The following is a 15635-nucleotide window of genomic DNA, read 5'->3' as shown; positions in this document are numbered from 1 at the left end:
AATATGCTGCAAGTTGAAAAAATCAATCAGTACTACGGGTCCTCGCATACCTTGCGGGGCGTGTCGCTGGAGCTGGAGCGCGGCAAGTGCATGGCGCTGTTGGGCCGCAACGGCGTGGGCAAGACCACGCTGTTGAAGTGCCTGATGGGCGTGTTGCCGGTGTCGGCGGGGAGCGTCAAGCTGGAGGGACGCGACATCACGCGTATGGCGCCGCACCAGCGCGCGAGGGCGGGCATCGCCTACGTGCCGCAGGGACGCGAGATTTTCGCGCGCCTGACGGTGGAAGAGAACCTGCTGATGGGGCTTGCCACGCATAGCGGCAAGAAGGCCGGCATCATCAAGGGCGAGGTGTATGAGCTGTTCCCGGTGCTGAAGGATATGCTGCACCGGCGCGGCGGCGACCTGTCCGGCGGCCAGCAGCAGCAACTGGCGATCGCGCGCGCGTTGTTGGCGGAGCCGAAGTTGATCATCCTGGATGAGCCGACGGAGGGTATCCAGCCGTCCATCATCAAGGACATCGGCAATGTCATCCGCTTATTGCGCCAGCGTGGCGACATGGCGATTCTGCTGTGCGAGCAGTATTTCGATTTCGCGCACGAATTGGCGGACCAGTTCATGGTGCTGTCGCGCGGCGAGGTGGTGGCCTCCGGCGCGCAGGCGACGATGAACGATCCGGACGTCAAGCGGCATCTGGCGGTGTAGCCGTTAGTTGCCAGCTACTTGGACAGTAAATATGCGGCCATGTCGCGCGCGTCCGATTCGGTGACGTCCATTGCCGGCATCGCTGTTTGCGGATTGATCTGGCGCGGATCGCGTATCCAGCGCGCCAGGTTGGCGGCGCTGTTGGGCAGGTGCCCGGCGATGTATTTGCGCGCTGCCAGGTCCTTGAGCGGCGGACCGACGAACGTATCCGGTCCGGTCACGCCGGGAATCACATGGCAGGCGTTGCACGCATACTGGCTCAGCGCCAGCCGTCCGCGCACGGCGTCGGCGTGGGCGCGCTCCGGCCGTGGCGCGCGCGGCTGCGGGCCGGCTTGTTTGGTGACCGCCGCATACGCCTGCGGCGACAGTTCCGGCAGCGCGACCAGAAAGCCGACCACCGCCCACAAATCCTCGTCGGCGAGATGGAACTCCCACGCCGGCATGCCACTCATCTTGATGCCGTGGCGGGTGATCCAGTACAGCTCGTTGGGAAGCCAGCGGCGCGAGGCGTCGGCCAACGGCCCCGGCACCGGCTGCATGCTCTTTCCGATATCGTGCTGCGCCACGCCGGGCGCGCCATGGCACACCACGCAATTGTCCCGATACAGTCCGGCCCCGCGCAGCAAGGCCGGCGACGAGGCGACGCCGCCGTCCGCTACCGCCCGCGCCTTGGCCTGCGCCACGAACGCCGGCGTCCGGACGTCGCGCGCGTAGTGCCGCACCGATTCGCGCATGCCCTGCTCGAGCACCGTGTGCACCGGCTGGAAATGGAGTTTGGTCGAGGAGATGTCGTAATAGCCGCCGAAAAAAATCACCGCGCCGATCGCGGCGCCCAGCGTCCCGAGCGTCGCCAGCGTGGCGGCGACCGTGATCAAAACGAGTCGTCGGCGGTGCATCGTCATCGTGCGGGCCCTTCGCTGAACGGGCCGACAGGCCCGCGCCGGCTGGTGTTCTGTTGAAAATAGCGGAATGATATGTTTCTTGTATTATAGCCATTCGACAGGCTTGAGCTGCTTCCAATCGTGCGCATCCTTCACCTTTCCCTACCGGCCTTGGTGGCCTTGCTGGCGGCTTGCGATTCGGGCGAGCAGGCGCGTGCGCCTACGGGCGAGCAGGCGCGTGCGCCCGTGCCAGGCGCCGACGTCGGGCGCGGCAAGCTGCTGCTGGCGCAGTACCAGTGCGGGTCCTGCCATCAGATCCCGGAGGTGGCGGCGGCGCGCGGCACCCTTGGCCCGGCGCTGGAAAGCTATGGCCGGCGCAGCTATATCGCCGGCCAGATTCCCAATCGTCCCGATGCGCTGGCGCGCTGGATCGTCGATCCCGCGTCCATGAAGCCCGGCACCGCGATGCCCGCCATGGGCGTGTCGGAAGCCGACGCCCGCGACATGGCCGCCTTCCTGTACGCGCTGCCATGAGTGCGGCCATGAGTCCCGCCGCCTGGCTGCAATCGGCGCTGCACCCGGCCGGGCCGGATGCGGCCGTCATCGCGCAACTGACCTGGGTGTTGTTCATCGGCGGCACGCTGCTGTTCATCGGCGTGATGGTCCTGTGCGCGATGAGCCTTCGCGGCGGGCGACCGGTGCGGCCGATGGTCTGGATCATCGGCGGCGGCGTGCTGCTGCCGCTGGTGCTGCTGTCGGCATTGCTGGTGTTCGGCACGTGGCGCAGCGCGCAGTTAAGCAAACCGACGTCGCAGCACGCGATCAAGATATCGGTGATCGCGCGCATGTGGTGGTGGGAGGTGCGCTACACCGACCCCGCCGGCGGCGAGGATATCGTGCTGGCCAACGAGATCCGCGTGCCGCTCGGCCAGCCCGTTTACCTGGGCCTGAGCAGCGCCGACGTGATCCACAGCTTCTGGGTGCCGGCGTTGGCGGGCAAGGTGGACATGGTGCCGGGCCGCGTGCACGGCATGACGTTGCAGGCCGACCGCGCCGGCGTGTACCGCGCACAGTGCGCCGAATACTGCGGCGAGCAGCACGCGCGCATGGCCTTGCACGTGGTGGCGCAATCGCCGGCTGAATTTCTCGCCTGGCTGGCGGCGCAGGCGCGGCCTGCGGGCGTCATGGTGCAGGGAGTCGAGGTCGAACGCGGACGGCGCGCATTCGACGAACAACGTTGCGCCGCCTGCCATACGATACGCACGCGACCAGGCGCTAACACGCCGACGGACAACGGCGGCGCCGCCTTGGGTCCCGACCTGACGCACGTCGGCAGCCGCCTGTATCTGGGCGCCGGCACCTTGCGCAACGGGCAGGGCGCGCTGGTGGCGTGGATCGCCGATCCGCATGTCGCCAAGCCCGGCGTGCGCATGCCCGCCAGCGCCGACATGGACGGCGCCACCCTGCGCGCGCTGGCCGCTTACCTGGAGCAGCTCAAATGACGGCGGTACATGACCTTCCAAGCTCGCTGCCACGGCCGGCGGGCGAGCTTGAACAACTTGAACGCGTCTGGCGCACGCCGCGCGGGCTGGCCTTTCTAACATCCGTCAACAACACCAATATCGGGCTGCTGTACATCGGCACCGCGCTGCTGTTCTTCATCCTGGCCGGCATTCTGGGTCTGATGATCCGGGCGCAGCTGGCGGTGCCGGAGAACGCGCTGCTCAGCGCCGGCACCTACAACCAGGTGTTCACCATGCACGGCACCGTGATGATGTTCCTGTTCGCCATTCCGGTGGTCGAGGCGATCGCGGTGTTCCTGTTGCCCGGTATGCTCGGCGCGCGCGACCTGCCGTTTCCGCGCCTGTCGGCCTACGCCTTCTGGGCCTACGCGGTGGGCGGCCTCGGTTTTTTCACCAGCCTGTTCTGGGGGCTGGCGCCGGACGGCGGCTGGTTCATGTATCCGCCGCTGACGGGTAAGGAATACTCACCCGGCCTGAACGCCGATTTCTGGCTGCTGGGCATAGGCTTTATCGAGATCTCGGCGATCGCCGGCGCCATCGAGCTGATTGTCGGCATCCTGTTCACGCGCGCGCCGGGCATGACCCTGGGCCGCATGCCGGTGTACGCGTGGGCCATGCTGGTGGTGGGCGTGATGATCGTGTTCGCGTTCCCGGCGGTGATCGCCGGCACCACCTTGCTGGAACTGGAGCGCGCCTACGACTGGCCGTTCTTCATTCCCGCGCGCGGCGGCGACCCGCTGCTGTGGCAGCACCTGTTCTGGTTCTTCGGCCACCCCGAGGTGTATATTATTTTCCTGCCGGCGGCCGGCATGGTCTCGACGATGATACCGGCGCTGGCCGGCACGCCGCTGGTCGGGCACCGCTCGATCGTCGCGGCGCTGGTGGCCGTGGGCTTCTTCAGTTTCGCGCTGTGGGCGCACCATATGTTCACGGCGGGTCTGGGGCTGCTGGAAACGAGCCTGGTGTCGGCGGCCAGCATGGCGGTGGCGATACCGACCGGCGTGCAGGTGTTCGCGTGGATCGCCACCTTATGGCGCGGGCAGGTGCGCATCAACGCCCCGACCCTGTTCCTGCTCGGCTTCATGTTCATCTTCGTGCTGGGCGGCCTGACCGGCGTGATGGTGGCCGTGCTGCCGTTCGACTGGCAGGTGCACGACACCTACTTCATCGTCGCCCACCTGCACTATGTGCTGATCGGCGGGCTGGTGTTCCCGATGTTCGCGGCACTGTATTACTGGATGCCGCTGGTGAACGGCAACCGCATGTCGGAGCCGGTCGCGCGCTGGGTGTTCGGGCTGATGTTCGGCGGGATGAACCTGGCGTTCTTCCCGATGCATATCACCGGTTTGCTCGGCATGCCGCGCCGGGTGTACACCTACTCGCCCGAAATGGGATGGGACCTCCTGAACCTTTTATCCAGCATCGGCGCCTTCGCCCTGGCGCTGGGCGTGCTGGTGTTCATCGTCGACGCGGTGCGCACCTTGCGCCAGCCGGAGCGCGAGCATGGCAATCCGTGGAACGCCTCCACGCTCGAATGGCTGCCGGCCGACGATTACGCCACACGCAGCATTCCGCAAGTGGAGTCGCGCGAGCCGTTGTGGGACAGGCCGCAACTGGCGCAAGAGGTGGAAGAGGGCGCGCACTGGCTGCCGGGCACCGCGACCGGACGGCGCGAGTCCATCGTCACCAGCCCGGTGCGGGCGCGCCCGCTGTATTTACTTGTGCTCCCGGGCGACAGCTGGTGGCCGTTCGCGGCCGCCGTCGGCACGGCCGGCTTCTTCCTGCTGTTGACGATCAAAATGACCCTGGTCGCGTGGGCCTGTGGCATCGTCGCGGTGGCCTCGGTGCTGGCGTGGATGTGGCAGTCCGACAAGCCGCCGGTGCAGCGCACGGCCAAGGTGTCGGATGACGTGTCGTTGCCGGTCGGCGTCACGGGCACGGCCTCGCATTCATGGTGGGGCACCGTCATCATGCTGGTGGTGGACGGCACCATCTTCGCCGCCTTCCTGTTCGCACATATTCACATATCGATGCGGCTGGAAGTGTGCCCGCCGCCCGGAAGCCGCTTGCCCGAAGCGGTTTGGCAGTTGCTGTCGTGCGGCCTGCTGCTGGCCGGGTCGATGCTGATCGAATGGACACGGCGCACCTGCGCCGTCGCGCCGGCCGAGGTCAGTAAGGCTAACAGGGCGCCACGCCGGGGGCAGGGTTGGCAGCGGCTGGCGATCGCGCTGGCGTTGGCGTGCATGCTCGGCTCCTTCGGACTCGATCTGCGCGGACAGGCGCTGGCGGGACTCGATCCCACAGCCCACGCATGGGGTGCGACCGTGGCGGCGATGCTGGCCTATCAGGGGCTGCACGCGGTATTGTTGTTCATCCTGGCGTTTTATCTGCTGGCCCGCTCGTGGACCGGCAGGGTGGCGCCGGCCAGTCGTGCCACCTTGGACAACTGTGCACTGGTATGGCATTACGCCACGCTGCAAGGTCTAGTCATCGCGGCGGCTGTGCAATGGCTTCCTAAAGTGATGGGGTGACCATGCGCACTCAAGACATGCTGTTACGCAAAATGACGCTGACGGTGGCCCCGCTGCTGGTTTGGGCCGCCCACTTCTTTTTTTGTTATGCGTGGACGGCGGCGGCTTGCCAGCGCAACGGCGATCCAGCCTTGGTGCTGGGCGTGGTGTCGGTGTTGGCGGTGAGCGCGGCGGCGCTGCTGCTGGCGCATTCGCTGCGCCGGCTGTGCCGCGCGCCGCAACCGGTACCCTTGATCGTCTGGGTCCACTTCGCGTCGGCCGCGCTGGCGCTAACCGCCGTCGTGTGGACTTGCGTACCGATATTGATGCTGGCGAGGTGCACCGGCCCTTGAAACGCCGCTAGCATCCTTTGGGCGAAAACTGCCCCACATGGCTGCCATCCTTGCGGCGTGTCGGAATATAGCCGGCTTTCGGCAGCGCCGGTCCAGCGCCGCGAACGGGTTTATATAGCGTGACTTTGTAGTAACGTCGGGAGCCTTGCTTGACGATGCCGTCGATGCGGTAGGGTTGCTGGCTGATCGATTCAAGTTCGTACTTCCCGGCGACCACGCGTTCGATTTCTTTGCGCATGGTTGTAGGCAGCGCCGCGCACTTGCCCGGGTGGCTGCACCAAGTGTCTAGATCCTCGGCCCAATTCGCCAGCGACTCATAGTCGTCGGTTTCTCGCGATGGCGTTTGTATCCAGAATTTGCCGTCCTCGTATTCGACTTCCGACCATGCCTTGCCCGACAGGCGCAGCACCGGCCGGTACGTCACCAGCGACTCCTGATCGTAGCCCACCATTTGGTGGTAAAGCTCGATGCGGCGTCCACCCGCCAGCTTCAAATACCAGGCGCGCGGCGCGCCGCAGGCATAGCCGTCGTCGCCAGCCGGGCATGGCGACAGGTCCGCGACTACTTGTCCGATTGTTTTTCCGGATGGGCGGTCAAAGGCGGGCAATGGCGCGTAGGGCGCGCGCGGGCTTCCCTCGCTCGGGAATAACTGCGGTGGCGAGATGAAGGCCTCGACCGGGCGCGGTCGGGTCTCCACGGCATGACTGATGGACAGGCAAAGCGCTGCCAAAATGGCGAGACGGGCGACTTTCATGGCACGGGGCCTATGCAATGGGGAGGGAGTGCTAGATTATCACCCGCCTGGGTGCCTTGCTTGCGCTTGCTCATCAACCGCGTCGGTCAGGAGCGCTCCAGCTCTTCCTTGCGGCCGCCGCCGCGCAGTTTGGTCATGGCGACCGCCGCTGCCGAGGTGCGCGTCTCGACGCCGAGCTTCACGAACACGTGCTCGAGGTGTTTGTTGATCGTGCGCGGGCTGGTGCCGAGGATCTCGCCGATGTCGCGGTTGGTCTTGCCCTTGATGAGCCAATTGAGCACCTCGGATTCGCGCTGCGTCAGTTTGAAGGCTGCCATCAGCTTTTCGATCTGGACGGCGTCCGATTCCTCGCGCAGCACAATCATCCATTGTTCGTCCTCGCTGAATTCCGCCGCCGAGAAAATCAGCCGGCGGCTGCCGCGCGCCAAGGTTAAAGGCGGATGCGATTGGCCCTGGCTGTGCGCGGTCTGCGTCGCCGCCAGCCAGTCGGTCAGTTCCGAGTCGACCAGATACCCCTGCATCAAGGTGCGCGCCAGCGGCGTTTGCCAGACGATCTTGCCGTCGCGCGGCGACATCGCGATGACGGCGTTGCCGAAGGCGTCGAGCGCGCTGCGGGCCTGGTCCATCAGGCGCGCCGTCTGCATGTGGGCGGCGATCCTCGCCAGCACCTCGCCGGTGCGCAGCGGCTTGGTGACGTAGTCGTTGCCGCCCGCCTCGAAGGCGGCCACCACGTGCTCGGCCTCCGTCAGGCCGGTCATGAACACCACCGGAATATGGCGCGTGGCCAGATTGGCCTTGAGCCTGCGGCACGCTTCGAAACCGTCCATGCCGGGCATGATGGCGTCGAGCAGGATGATGTCCGGCTGCGCCTCGGCGGCGCGCTGCAACGCGACCTCGCCGTTGTTCGCAACCAGCACCGTGAAGCCCGATTCGTCGAGCGCGTCGTGCAGCACGGCGAGGTTCTCCGGGACGTCGTCGACCACCAGCACCAGGTTGCCGCGCGCGGGTTCAATGTTGAAGTTCATCGCTCTTATTCTTTCGGACAAAGTCGGCCATCGCATCAAGCTGGAAGCGCTTGGCGAAATCGCGCATGGCGTGGGTGAAGCGGGAGTAGTGCGCGTTGAGCGCGTCGATCTCGTCGAGTTTGGACTGGATGCCGCGCACGTAGCCGATGCGTATCAGTTCCTCCAGCGCCGTCATTTGCGCGGCCGGCGGCAGCGCCATGGCCTCGGCGCCCGCGGCGGCCGGCACCTCGCTGCTGATCGCTTCCGCGCGCGGCTGAGTAATCCATTCCAGCGCGAGTTTGCGGCCGATCCAGTCCAGCAGCTCGCCGACGTTGACCGGCTTGATGATGAAGTCTTCCGCCTTGATGCCGGCGGCGTTCTCCATGCCCTTGTCGAAGGCGTTGGCGGAGACGATGGCGATCGGCACCGGCGACAACTGGCGGCGACGCAGGATGTAGCTGGCCTCCCAGCCGTCCATCCCGGGCATGGCGAGGTCCATCAAAATCAGGTCCGGCCGGAACGCGGCGTGCAGGTCGAGGCATTCGAGGCCCGACGCGGCCTGCGCGATCTCGAAACCGAGCGGCGCCAGGATGTTGAGCAGCAGTTCGCGGTCGACCCGTTCGTTGTCGACAACCAGGATGCGCCGGCGTGCGCCGCGATAGCCGGTGCGCTGCTGCGCCGGCGCCTCCAGCTCCCTGAGCTCCTTGCCGGTGACGTGCACGCTGGGCAGGAACAGGCGGATGTGGAACAAGCTGCCCTGTAGCGGCGCGCTGCGGATCTTCATTTCGCCGCCCATCAGCTGCGTCAGCATTTTGCTGATCGGCAGACCGAGGCCGGTGCCGCTGGCGTTGGCGTGCGCGCTGGCGCTGCCGCGCGTGAACGGTTCGAAGATGTGGTCCAGTTCCTCCTGCAGGATGCCGGGGCCGGAGTCCTCGATCTCGAAGGAGGCGATCTCGCGCGCGTACTTCAGCCGCAGCACGACGCCGCCCTCGCTGGTGAACTTGACGGCGTTGCCGAGGATGTTGATGAGGATCTGGCCCAGGCGTTTGCGGTCGGCGCGCACGATGCGCGGCAGCGCGCCGGTCAACTCGTAGCGGAAGGTCAGGCCCTTGTTGGCCGCCTGCAGTTCGAACATGCGCACCAGCTGCCCGATGAAGTCGGGGAAGTTGATCTCCTTGGTGTCGAAGGTCAGCTTGCCGCCCTCGATGCGGGCGATATCGAGCGTGCCCTCGATCAGCGACAGCAGGTGCTCGCCGCTGCTGCGGATCACGCGGATGGCCTGCTGGCGGTGCTCGGGAATCGACGGGTCGTTGTCGAGCAGCTGGGCGTAGCCGAGGATGGAATTGAGCGGCGTGCGGATCTCGTGGCTGATGCCGGCGATATAGCGGCTCTTGGCCTGGTTGGCCAGGTCGGCGGTCTTCTTGGCCTGCTGGAGCTGGGCGTCGGTCTGGCTGTGCAGTTCGATCTCGCGCGTCAGCAGGCCGGTTTGCCGGTTCGATTCCTCCTGCGCCACGCGGCGGCTTTCGCTGGTGAGCACCAGCCACCAGGCGACGATGCCGCTGGTGATCAGGAGCGCGGCGAAGATCTTGAAGAACACCAGCCGCAGTTGCGGCAGCAGCGCGGCGTCGCCGGCCGGCAGCACCGATTGCTCGTGGTAGTAGATCAATCCGAGCAGGGCGCCGAGGAACAGCACCGTGACGATCATCAGCAGCAGGTAGTGTCCCAGGCCGCTGCCCAGATAGCGCCACAGCGATTTGGGCAGGATCGCCCGCATCGCCTGCTGCCACTGCGCCGACACCTTCGCGTGCGGCTTGCAGACGTCGTTGCAGCGCGCGTCCAGGCAGCAGCACAACGAGCAGATCGAGCCCTGGTAGGCCGGGCAATGCGCCATGTCTTCGGCCTCGTATTCCTTCTCGCAGATCACGCAAGTCTTCTGCACCACGCCCGGCTGGCGGGCGATGTAGTACTTGCCGTTGGTGGCGATGGCGATCAGCGGCGAGACCACCAGCGCCGTCAGCAGCGCGATGAAGGCGGAGAAGGCCTGCGCCTGGTGGCCGAACACGCCCATGAAGGCGGCCACCGACAGCGCCGACGCCAGCACCATCGCACCGACGCCGACCGGATTGATGTCGTACAGGTAGGCGCGGCGGAACTCGATGCCCTTGGGGCTCAGGCCCAGCGGCTTGTTGACCACCAGGTCGGCCACCACCGCCGTGATCCACGAGATCGCGATGCACGAGTACAGCCCGAGCACCTGGTCGAGCGCCTGGAACACGTCGAGCTCCATCAGCAGCACGGCGATCAGTGCGTTGAACACGGCCCACACCACGCGGCCGGGATGGCTGTGCGTCAGGCGCGCGAAGAAGTTCGACCACGCCAGCGAGCCGGCGTAGGCGTTGGTCATGTTGATCTTGACCTGCGAGACCACCACCAGCAGCGCGGTGGCCAGCAGCGCCCAGCGCGCATCGGCGAACACCTGGCCGTAGCCGGCCAGGTACATATGCGTCGGGTTGACCGCCAGGTCGAGCGGCACGGCGCTGCTGATGGCGAGGAATGCCAGCAGCGCGCCGCCCAACATCTTGACGATGCCCAGCAAGATCCAGCCCGGTCCCGCGACCAACACGCCCAGGTGCCAGCGCACGCGGTTCTCCGCCGTCTTGGGCGGCATGAAGCGCAGGAAGTCAACCTGTTCGCCGATCTGCGTGATCAGCGCCACGCCGACGGCGGTGGCGGCGCCGAACATCAGCACGTTGAACTGGCCGTTCTGGCCGGAGCGGCCGGCGTAGTCCATCAGTTGCGGCAGCAATTCCGGCTGCTTGTGCAGGATGGCGACGAAGGGCAGCGCCATCAGCACCAGCCACACGGGCTGGGTGATCATCTGGATGCGGCTGATCAGGGTCACGCCGTGCGTCACCAGCGGGATGACGGCCAGCGCGCTGACCATGTAGCCCAGGTAAAGCGGCAGGCCGAAATACAGTTCCAGCGCGTAGGCCATGATGGCCGCCTCCAGCGCGAACAGGATGAACGTGAACGAGGCGTAGACGAAGGACGAGATGGTCGAGCCGATGTAGCCGAAGCCGGCGCCGCGCGTGAGCAGGTCCATGTCGACGCCGTAGGTGGCGGCGTAGTAGCTGATCGGCAGGCCGGTGAGGAAGATGATCAGGCCGACGGCCATGATGGCCCACAGCGCGTTGATGAAGCCGTAGTTGACGGTGATGGTGCCGCCGATCGCTTCGAGCACCAGAAAGGAGATGGCGCCGAAGGCCGTGTTCGAGACGCGGAACACCGACCATTTGCGGAACGAGCGCGGCGTGTAGCGCAGCGCGTAATCCTCGATCGTCTCGTTGGCCACCCAAGTGTTGTAGTCGCGCCGGATCTTGACGATGCGCTGGGGCGGTTCGGTCTCGGCCGCAGTGGTGCTCATGTGCTCCCTGTTCTAGCTTATCGTTATGTTCTCCTGACTTTCAAGCAAGAAATATGCCGATAAATGCACGCGAACCCGGGGAATGACAAGGCTGGGAGCGGACGCTGGCGGACGCCGCGCCCCATCGCGGTGCGGCCGGCACAGGCCGCACCATGATGGTGCTAAACGGGAGGGGTCAACGGTGGCGAGCGCTGTTGAGCTTGTCGAGCAGGCGGGTCAGCTCGTCCCTCATGGCCGGCGACAGATTGGTGAACTGGCAACCGATCTGCACCTGTTCGCCCAGCAGGAAGGAGCGGAAGGTGCGCGACAGGCGCACCTCGAGGTCGGCGATCATGACCGATTCGGGGCCCAGTTCCAGCCGCACGCGCTGCAGCTTGCGCCCCACGTGCAGGCCGACGCAGTCGCGCGGCGGCGCGCGCATGCCGACGCCGCCGGACGAGAAATCGTACAGCTGCAATTCGTATGGTTTGCCGTTCAGTACGAACGAGGCCATGTAGTAGATGCCCAGCGGCGTTTCGAGCCGGGTCGAGGCGCGCCGGTTCAGCACCAGGCACTTGAGCGGGAAGCCCAGCGGGATCAGCGTCGGCGTGCCGGGCAGGCTGGCCCAGTCGTCGGATGTCAGGTTGAACTGGATCTTGGCCGAACGCAGCCAGGCGACAAAGGTCGCCTCGCCGGGCGGCAGGAACTCGCCCTCGTTCAGTTCGAGCACGAAGCGGGGATTTTCCGGGTCCACCGAGCGGATGCGCGCCATCACCACGTTGCTGGTGCTGGCGGGGTAGATCGAGACCGGGTCGCCATTGTCGGCAAGCAGGGTCAGCGAGTCGCCGATGTCATGCTCATCGGTCATGTCATGCGGCTTCGAACCCGCCGGTATTGGCTCCACAGCGTCTTTTAGGCTGGGCGGGCCGCGGCGAATTTCGTTTGGTATGGGATCGTTCACGACGGCATATCTCTTTGATTATGACTTCAGCAATGCGAGGTCGGTTCGAACAGTTTACAAGTTATTCGCGCGCTTGGCTTGCTAAATAGCAATAACCAGCGAGAATATTTCGCTGAATGTGCGGTTTGATCCACGCGCGGCCGGGCGGGGCGCCACCGGCGCCCCCGCGCCGCCGCTTAGAACTGTTCTTCGGGACGCAGGTAGCGCCATTGGCCGACCGGCAGGTCGCCCAGTTTGACCTTGCCGATGCGTACCCTTTTCAACCCGATCACTTTCAGGCCGACCATGTCGCACATGCGGCGGATCTGGCGCTTCTTGCCCTCGCGCAGCGTAAAACTGAGCTGGTCGTCGTTTTGCCAGCGCACCTTGGCCGGCAGCAGCGGTTTGCCGTCCATCCACAGGCCGTGGTTGAGTTTTTTCAGGTCGCTGTCGGGCAGCTTGCCCGGCTTGGTGTACTCCACGCGCACCAGGTATTCCTTGTCGACGCTGGTGGTCTCGCCGATCAGGTGCTTGGCCACGCGGCCGTCCTGGGTCAGCACCAGCAGGCCGACCGAATCGATGTCGAGGCGGCCGGCCGGCACCAGCGAGCGCAGCTGGGTAGGGTGGAACAGCTCCGGCGACGGATCGTCCGGCCAGCGGTTTTCCGGCTTGACCAGCACCACGGCCGGCTGGTAGCCGTCCTCGGCCTGGCCGCTGACGTAGCCCATCGGCTTGTTGATCAGCACCGTCACGCGCTTCGATTGCTCGGCGGCGGCCTGGCGCTCGACGGTGACCTTCTGGCTCGGGTAAACCTTGCTGCCGAGCTCGGAAACGACCTGGCCGTCCACACGGACCCAGCCGCGCGCTATCCACTCGTCGGCTTCGCGGCGCGAGCACAGGCCCAGCTCGGACATGCGCTTGGACAGGCGTAATAATTCTTCTGACATGATGCTTTTCTATAAATGATGGTGGGGTAATGCCGATCTAAACCTTGATCGCCTCGAGCAGATCGGTTTCCAGCTGCAGCTGGCTGCGCGCATTGCCCAGCGCCGCGCCGTCGATCAGGAACACGTCCTCGACCCGCTCGCCCAGGGTCATGACCTTGGCCGTATGCAGGTTGACGCGGTACTTGGCCAGCACGTTGGCGATCGAGTACAGCAGGCCGGTGCGGTCGTTGGCGGCGATCGACAGCAAGTAGTATTGCCCGCGCTCGTCCGGGCGCAGGTCCACCGTCGGCTGCATCGGGAAGGTGCGCGACAGGCGCGACAGGCGGCCCTTGCCGGGCGTGGTCAGCGGCTCCGGATGGGTCAGCGCGCCGCACAGCTCGTGCTCGATCAGGTTGATGATGTCGCGGTAGCTCTTGGCGAAGTTCTGCTCGGTCACCAGGAAGGTGTCGAGCGCGTAGCCGTGGCGCGTGGTGTGGATCTTGGCATCCAGGATGCTGAAGTTCTTGCGGTCGAAGTAGCTGCAGATGCGCGCGAACAGGTCCGGCTGGTCGCGGATGTAGACGGCGATCTGCAAGCCTTCGCCGATCGGCGCCAGGCGGCACTTGACGACCGGCTTGTCGCTGGTGAAGCGGTCGTACAGCGCGCGCGTCTGCCAGGCGATGTCGGAGGCGTCGTGGCGCAGGAAATAGGCGACGTCGAGTTGGCGCCAGAAGGCCTCGTGCGCGTCCGGCCCCAGGCCGTACAGGCGCAGGGTGGCCAGCGCTTCCTGCTGGCGGTTTTTCAGTTCGTGGTCGGCGCTGTGCGGCTCGCCGCCCAGCACGCGCAAGGTGATGCGGTACAGGTCCTCGAGCAGCTTGGCCTTCCACGCGTTCCACACCTTGGGGCTGGTGCCGCGGATGTCGGCCACCGTCAGCAGGTACAGCGCGGTCAGGTGGCGCTCGTCGCCGACCGTCTTGGCGAAGGCGGCGATGACGTCCGGGTCCGACAGGTCCTGCTTCTGCGCCACCTGCGACATGGCCAGGTGCTGCTCGACCAGGAACACCACCAGCTCGGTGTCCTCGGCGCTCATGCCGTGCTCGGTGCAGAACTGCTGGGCGTCGACCGTGCCCAGTTTGGAGTGGTCGCCGCCGCGTCCCTTGGCGATGTCGTGGAACAGCGCGCCCAGGTACAACAGCCACGGCTGCGCGAAGTTGGCCATCAACTGGCTGCAGAACGGGTACTCGTGCGCGTGCTCGGCCATCGTGAAGCGGCGCATGTTGCGCACCACCATCAGGATGTGCTGGTCGACCGTGTACACATGGAACAGGTCGTGCTGCATCTGGCCGACGATCTTGCGGAAGTTGGGCAGGTAGCGGCCCAGGATCGACAAATCGTTCATGCGGCGCAGCGCGTGGATGATGCCTTGCGGCGCCTGCAGGATGCGCAGGAACAGCGCGCGGTTGGCCGGGTCGGCGCGGAAGGCGGTGTCGATCAGGAAGCGGTCGTGCCACAGCGCGCGCATGGTGCGCGAGGTCATGCCCTTGAGCGACGGACGCTCGGTCATCAGCACGAAGATTTCGAGGATGGCCGGCGGCCGCCGGGCGAAGGTGTCGTCCTCGCGCATGTCGATCAGGCCGTTCAAATCGTTGAAGCGCTCGTTGATCGGCACGGCCAGCTCTTCCTGCGGGAACAGCCGTTCCTCGATGTTTTGCAGCAGGATGGTGTTGAGCTGGGTGACGGTCTTGGCGGCCCAGTAATAACGCTGCATCAGGTATTCGCTGGCGCGGCGCATGCCGGGACCGCTGCCGGTGGCCTGCAGGCCCAGCGACTCGGCGATCGCGGTCTGGATGTCGAACACCAGGCGGTCCTCGCGCCGGCCCGCGTGCAGGTGCAGGCGCACGCGGATGTCCTTGAAGGCGCGTTCCTTCTCCATCAGCTGCTTGGCCTCGGTCTGCGTGATCAGGCCGCTGGTAGCCAGCGTGCGCCACGAGTTGGCCAAGCCGGCGGCCTTGACCAGCCACAGGATCACCTGCAGGTCGCGCAGGCCGCCCGGGCTTTCCTTGCAGTTCGGCTCCAGGCTGAAGGCGGTGTCCTCGTACTTGGCGTGGCGCTGGCGCATCTCCAGCAGCTTGGCGTGGTAGAAGGCGCGCGGGTCCATCGCGGCGTCGTAGCGGCGCTGCAGCTGTTCAAATAGTTGCTCGTCGCCGCAGATCACGCGCGCCTCGAGCAGGCTGGTTTGCACGGTGATGTCGGCCGCCGACTCGGTCAGGCATTCATCGACGGTGCGGATGCTGTGGCCGATCTCCAGGCCCAGGTCCCACAGCAGCTGCACCAGCTCTTCCAGCTTGGCGGTGGTGGGGGCGTCGGGCGCCTCCTCGAGCAGGATCAGCAGGTCGACGTCGGAATAGGGGAACAGTTCGCCGCGCCCGTAGCCGCCGACGCCCACCAGCGCCGTGTTGGCCGGCAGGCGCGCCTCGTGCCAGGCCGTCGTCAAGACCGCGTCGACGCTCTGGCGCAGGCTGCGCAGCAGCTTTTCCGGCATGCCGTCGGCCTGGAAGCCGGCGATGACGATCTGGCGTTCGGCCTTGAGCTGGCGCTTGAGCTGCTCGCGCAGCTCGTTCTTCATGACGGCCGCCGAC

At 65.9% G+C, this 15635-nt stretch carries 12 protein-coding genes; 5 read left to right on the top strand and 7 right to left on the bottom strand.

Features of this window, described 5'->3' with window-relative positions; translation table 11 throughout:
- Positions 1-3 precede the first annotated feature (3 nt).
- A complete protein-coding gene (urtE, locus tag BMX85_RS01360) occupies positions 4-702 on the top strand; it encodes an urea ABC transporter ATP-binding subunit UrtE (RefSeq protein ID WP_090313900.1) in 699 nt (232 codons plus the stop codon).
- Between the two features lie 14 nt (positions 703-716).
- On the opposite strand, the gene BMX85_RS01355 is transcribed toward urtE, so the two are convergent.
- Positions 717-1598: a c-type cytochrome gene (locus BMX85_RS01355; protein WP_090313899.1), complete on the bottom strand. Its 882-nt coding sequence runs from the start codon at positions 1596-1598 to the stop codon at positions 717-719.
- A gap of 231 nt (positions 1599-1829) precedes the next feature.
- Here BMX85_RS01355 and BMX85_RS01350 point away from each other — a divergent pair, with 231 nt between their 5' ends.
- Genes BMX85_RS01350 through BMX85_RS01335 form a run of 4 tightly spaced genes read left to right on the top strand, consistent with a single transcriptional unit; the run spans position 1830 to position 5969 of the window.
- The gene (locus tag BMX85_RS01350; RefSeq protein ID WP_090315124.1) at positions 1830-2117 is read left to right on the top strand and encodes a c-type cytochrome; all 288 of its coding nucleotides are present in this window, start codon (positions 1830-1832) and stop codon (positions 2115-2117) included.
- Positions 2118-2125: 8 nt separating this feature from the next.
- Positions 2126-3085, top strand: a complete 960-nt coding sequence (locus BMX85_RS01345) for a cytochrome c oxidase subunit II (protein ID WP_229210230.1) — start codon at positions 2126-2128, stop codon at positions 3083-3085.
- Positions 3082-5637: a cytochrome c oxidase subunit I gene (gene ctaD / locus BMX85_RS01340; protein ID WP_090313897.1), complete on the top strand. Its 2556-nt coding sequence runs from the start codon at positions 3082-3084 to the stop codon at positions 5635-5637. The genes BMX85_RS01345 and ctaD overlap by 4 nt, the downstream gene beginning before the upstream one ends.
- Before the next feature lie 2 nt (positions 5638-5639).
- Positions 5640-5969, top strand: a complete 330-nt coding sequence (locus BMX85_RS01335) for a hypothetical protein (RefSeq protein ID WP_090313896.1) — start codon at positions 5640-5642, stop codon at positions 5967-5969.
- 7 nt (positions 5970-5976) lie between these two features.
- Here the strand turns inward: BMX85_RS01335 and BMX85_RS01330 are convergent, their stop codons facing one another.
- The 6 genes from BMX85_RS01330 to BMX85_RS01305 all read right to left on the bottom strand — a co-directional run bounded on the left by BMX85_RS01330 (position 5977) and on the right by BMX85_RS01305 (position 15622).
- Positions 5977-6723 carry a hypothetical protein gene (locus BMX85_RS01330; protein ID WP_143067876.1) on the bottom strand — a complete coding sequence of 249 codons (747 nt, stop codon included), beginning with the start codon at positions 6721-6723 and terminating at the stop codon, positions 5977-5979.
- Between the two features lie 86 nt (positions 6724-6809).
- A complete protein-coding gene (locus tag BMX85_RS01325) occupies positions 6810-7748 on the bottom strand; it encodes a response regulator transcription factor (protein WP_090313894.1) in 939 nt (312 codons plus the stop codon).
- Positions 7732-11151 (bottom strand): hybrid sensor histidine kinase/response regulator, encoded by a 3420-nt coding sequence (locus BMX85_RS01320; protein ID WP_090313892.1) that lies wholly within the window; start codon positions 11149-11151, stop codon positions 7732-7734. The genes BMX85_RS01325 and BMX85_RS01320 overlap by 17 nt, the downstream gene beginning before the upstream one ends.
- A gap of 175 nt (positions 11152-11326) precedes the next feature.
- Positions 11327-11998, bottom strand: a complete 672-nt coding sequence (locus BMX85_RS01315; RefSeq protein WP_090313890.1) for a flagellar brake protein — start codon at positions 11996-11998, stop codon at positions 11327-11329.
- A 269-nt stretch (positions 11999-12267) separates the two neighbouring features.
- The gene (locus BMX85_RS01310) at positions 12268-13017 is read right to left on the bottom strand and encodes a pseudouridine synthase (RefSeq protein WP_090313888.1); all 750 of its coding nucleotides are present in this window, start codon (positions 13015-13017) and stop codon (positions 12268-12270) included.
- Between the two features lie 37 nt (positions 13018-13054).
- Positions 13055-15622: a [protein-PII] uridylyltransferase gene (locus BMX85_RS01305; protein ID WP_090313886.1), complete on the bottom strand. Its 2568-nt coding sequence runs from the start codon at positions 15620-15622 to the stop codon at positions 13055-13057.
- Positions 15623-15635: the final 13 nt, after the last annotated feature.

Source organism: Duganella sp. CF517 (genome assembly GCF_900110275.1).
Lineage (GTDB): Bacteria > Pseudomonadota > Gammaproteobacteria > Burkholderiales > Burkholderiaceae_D > Rugamonas.
This window is presented reverse-complemented; position numbering and strand designations above follow the sequence as displayed.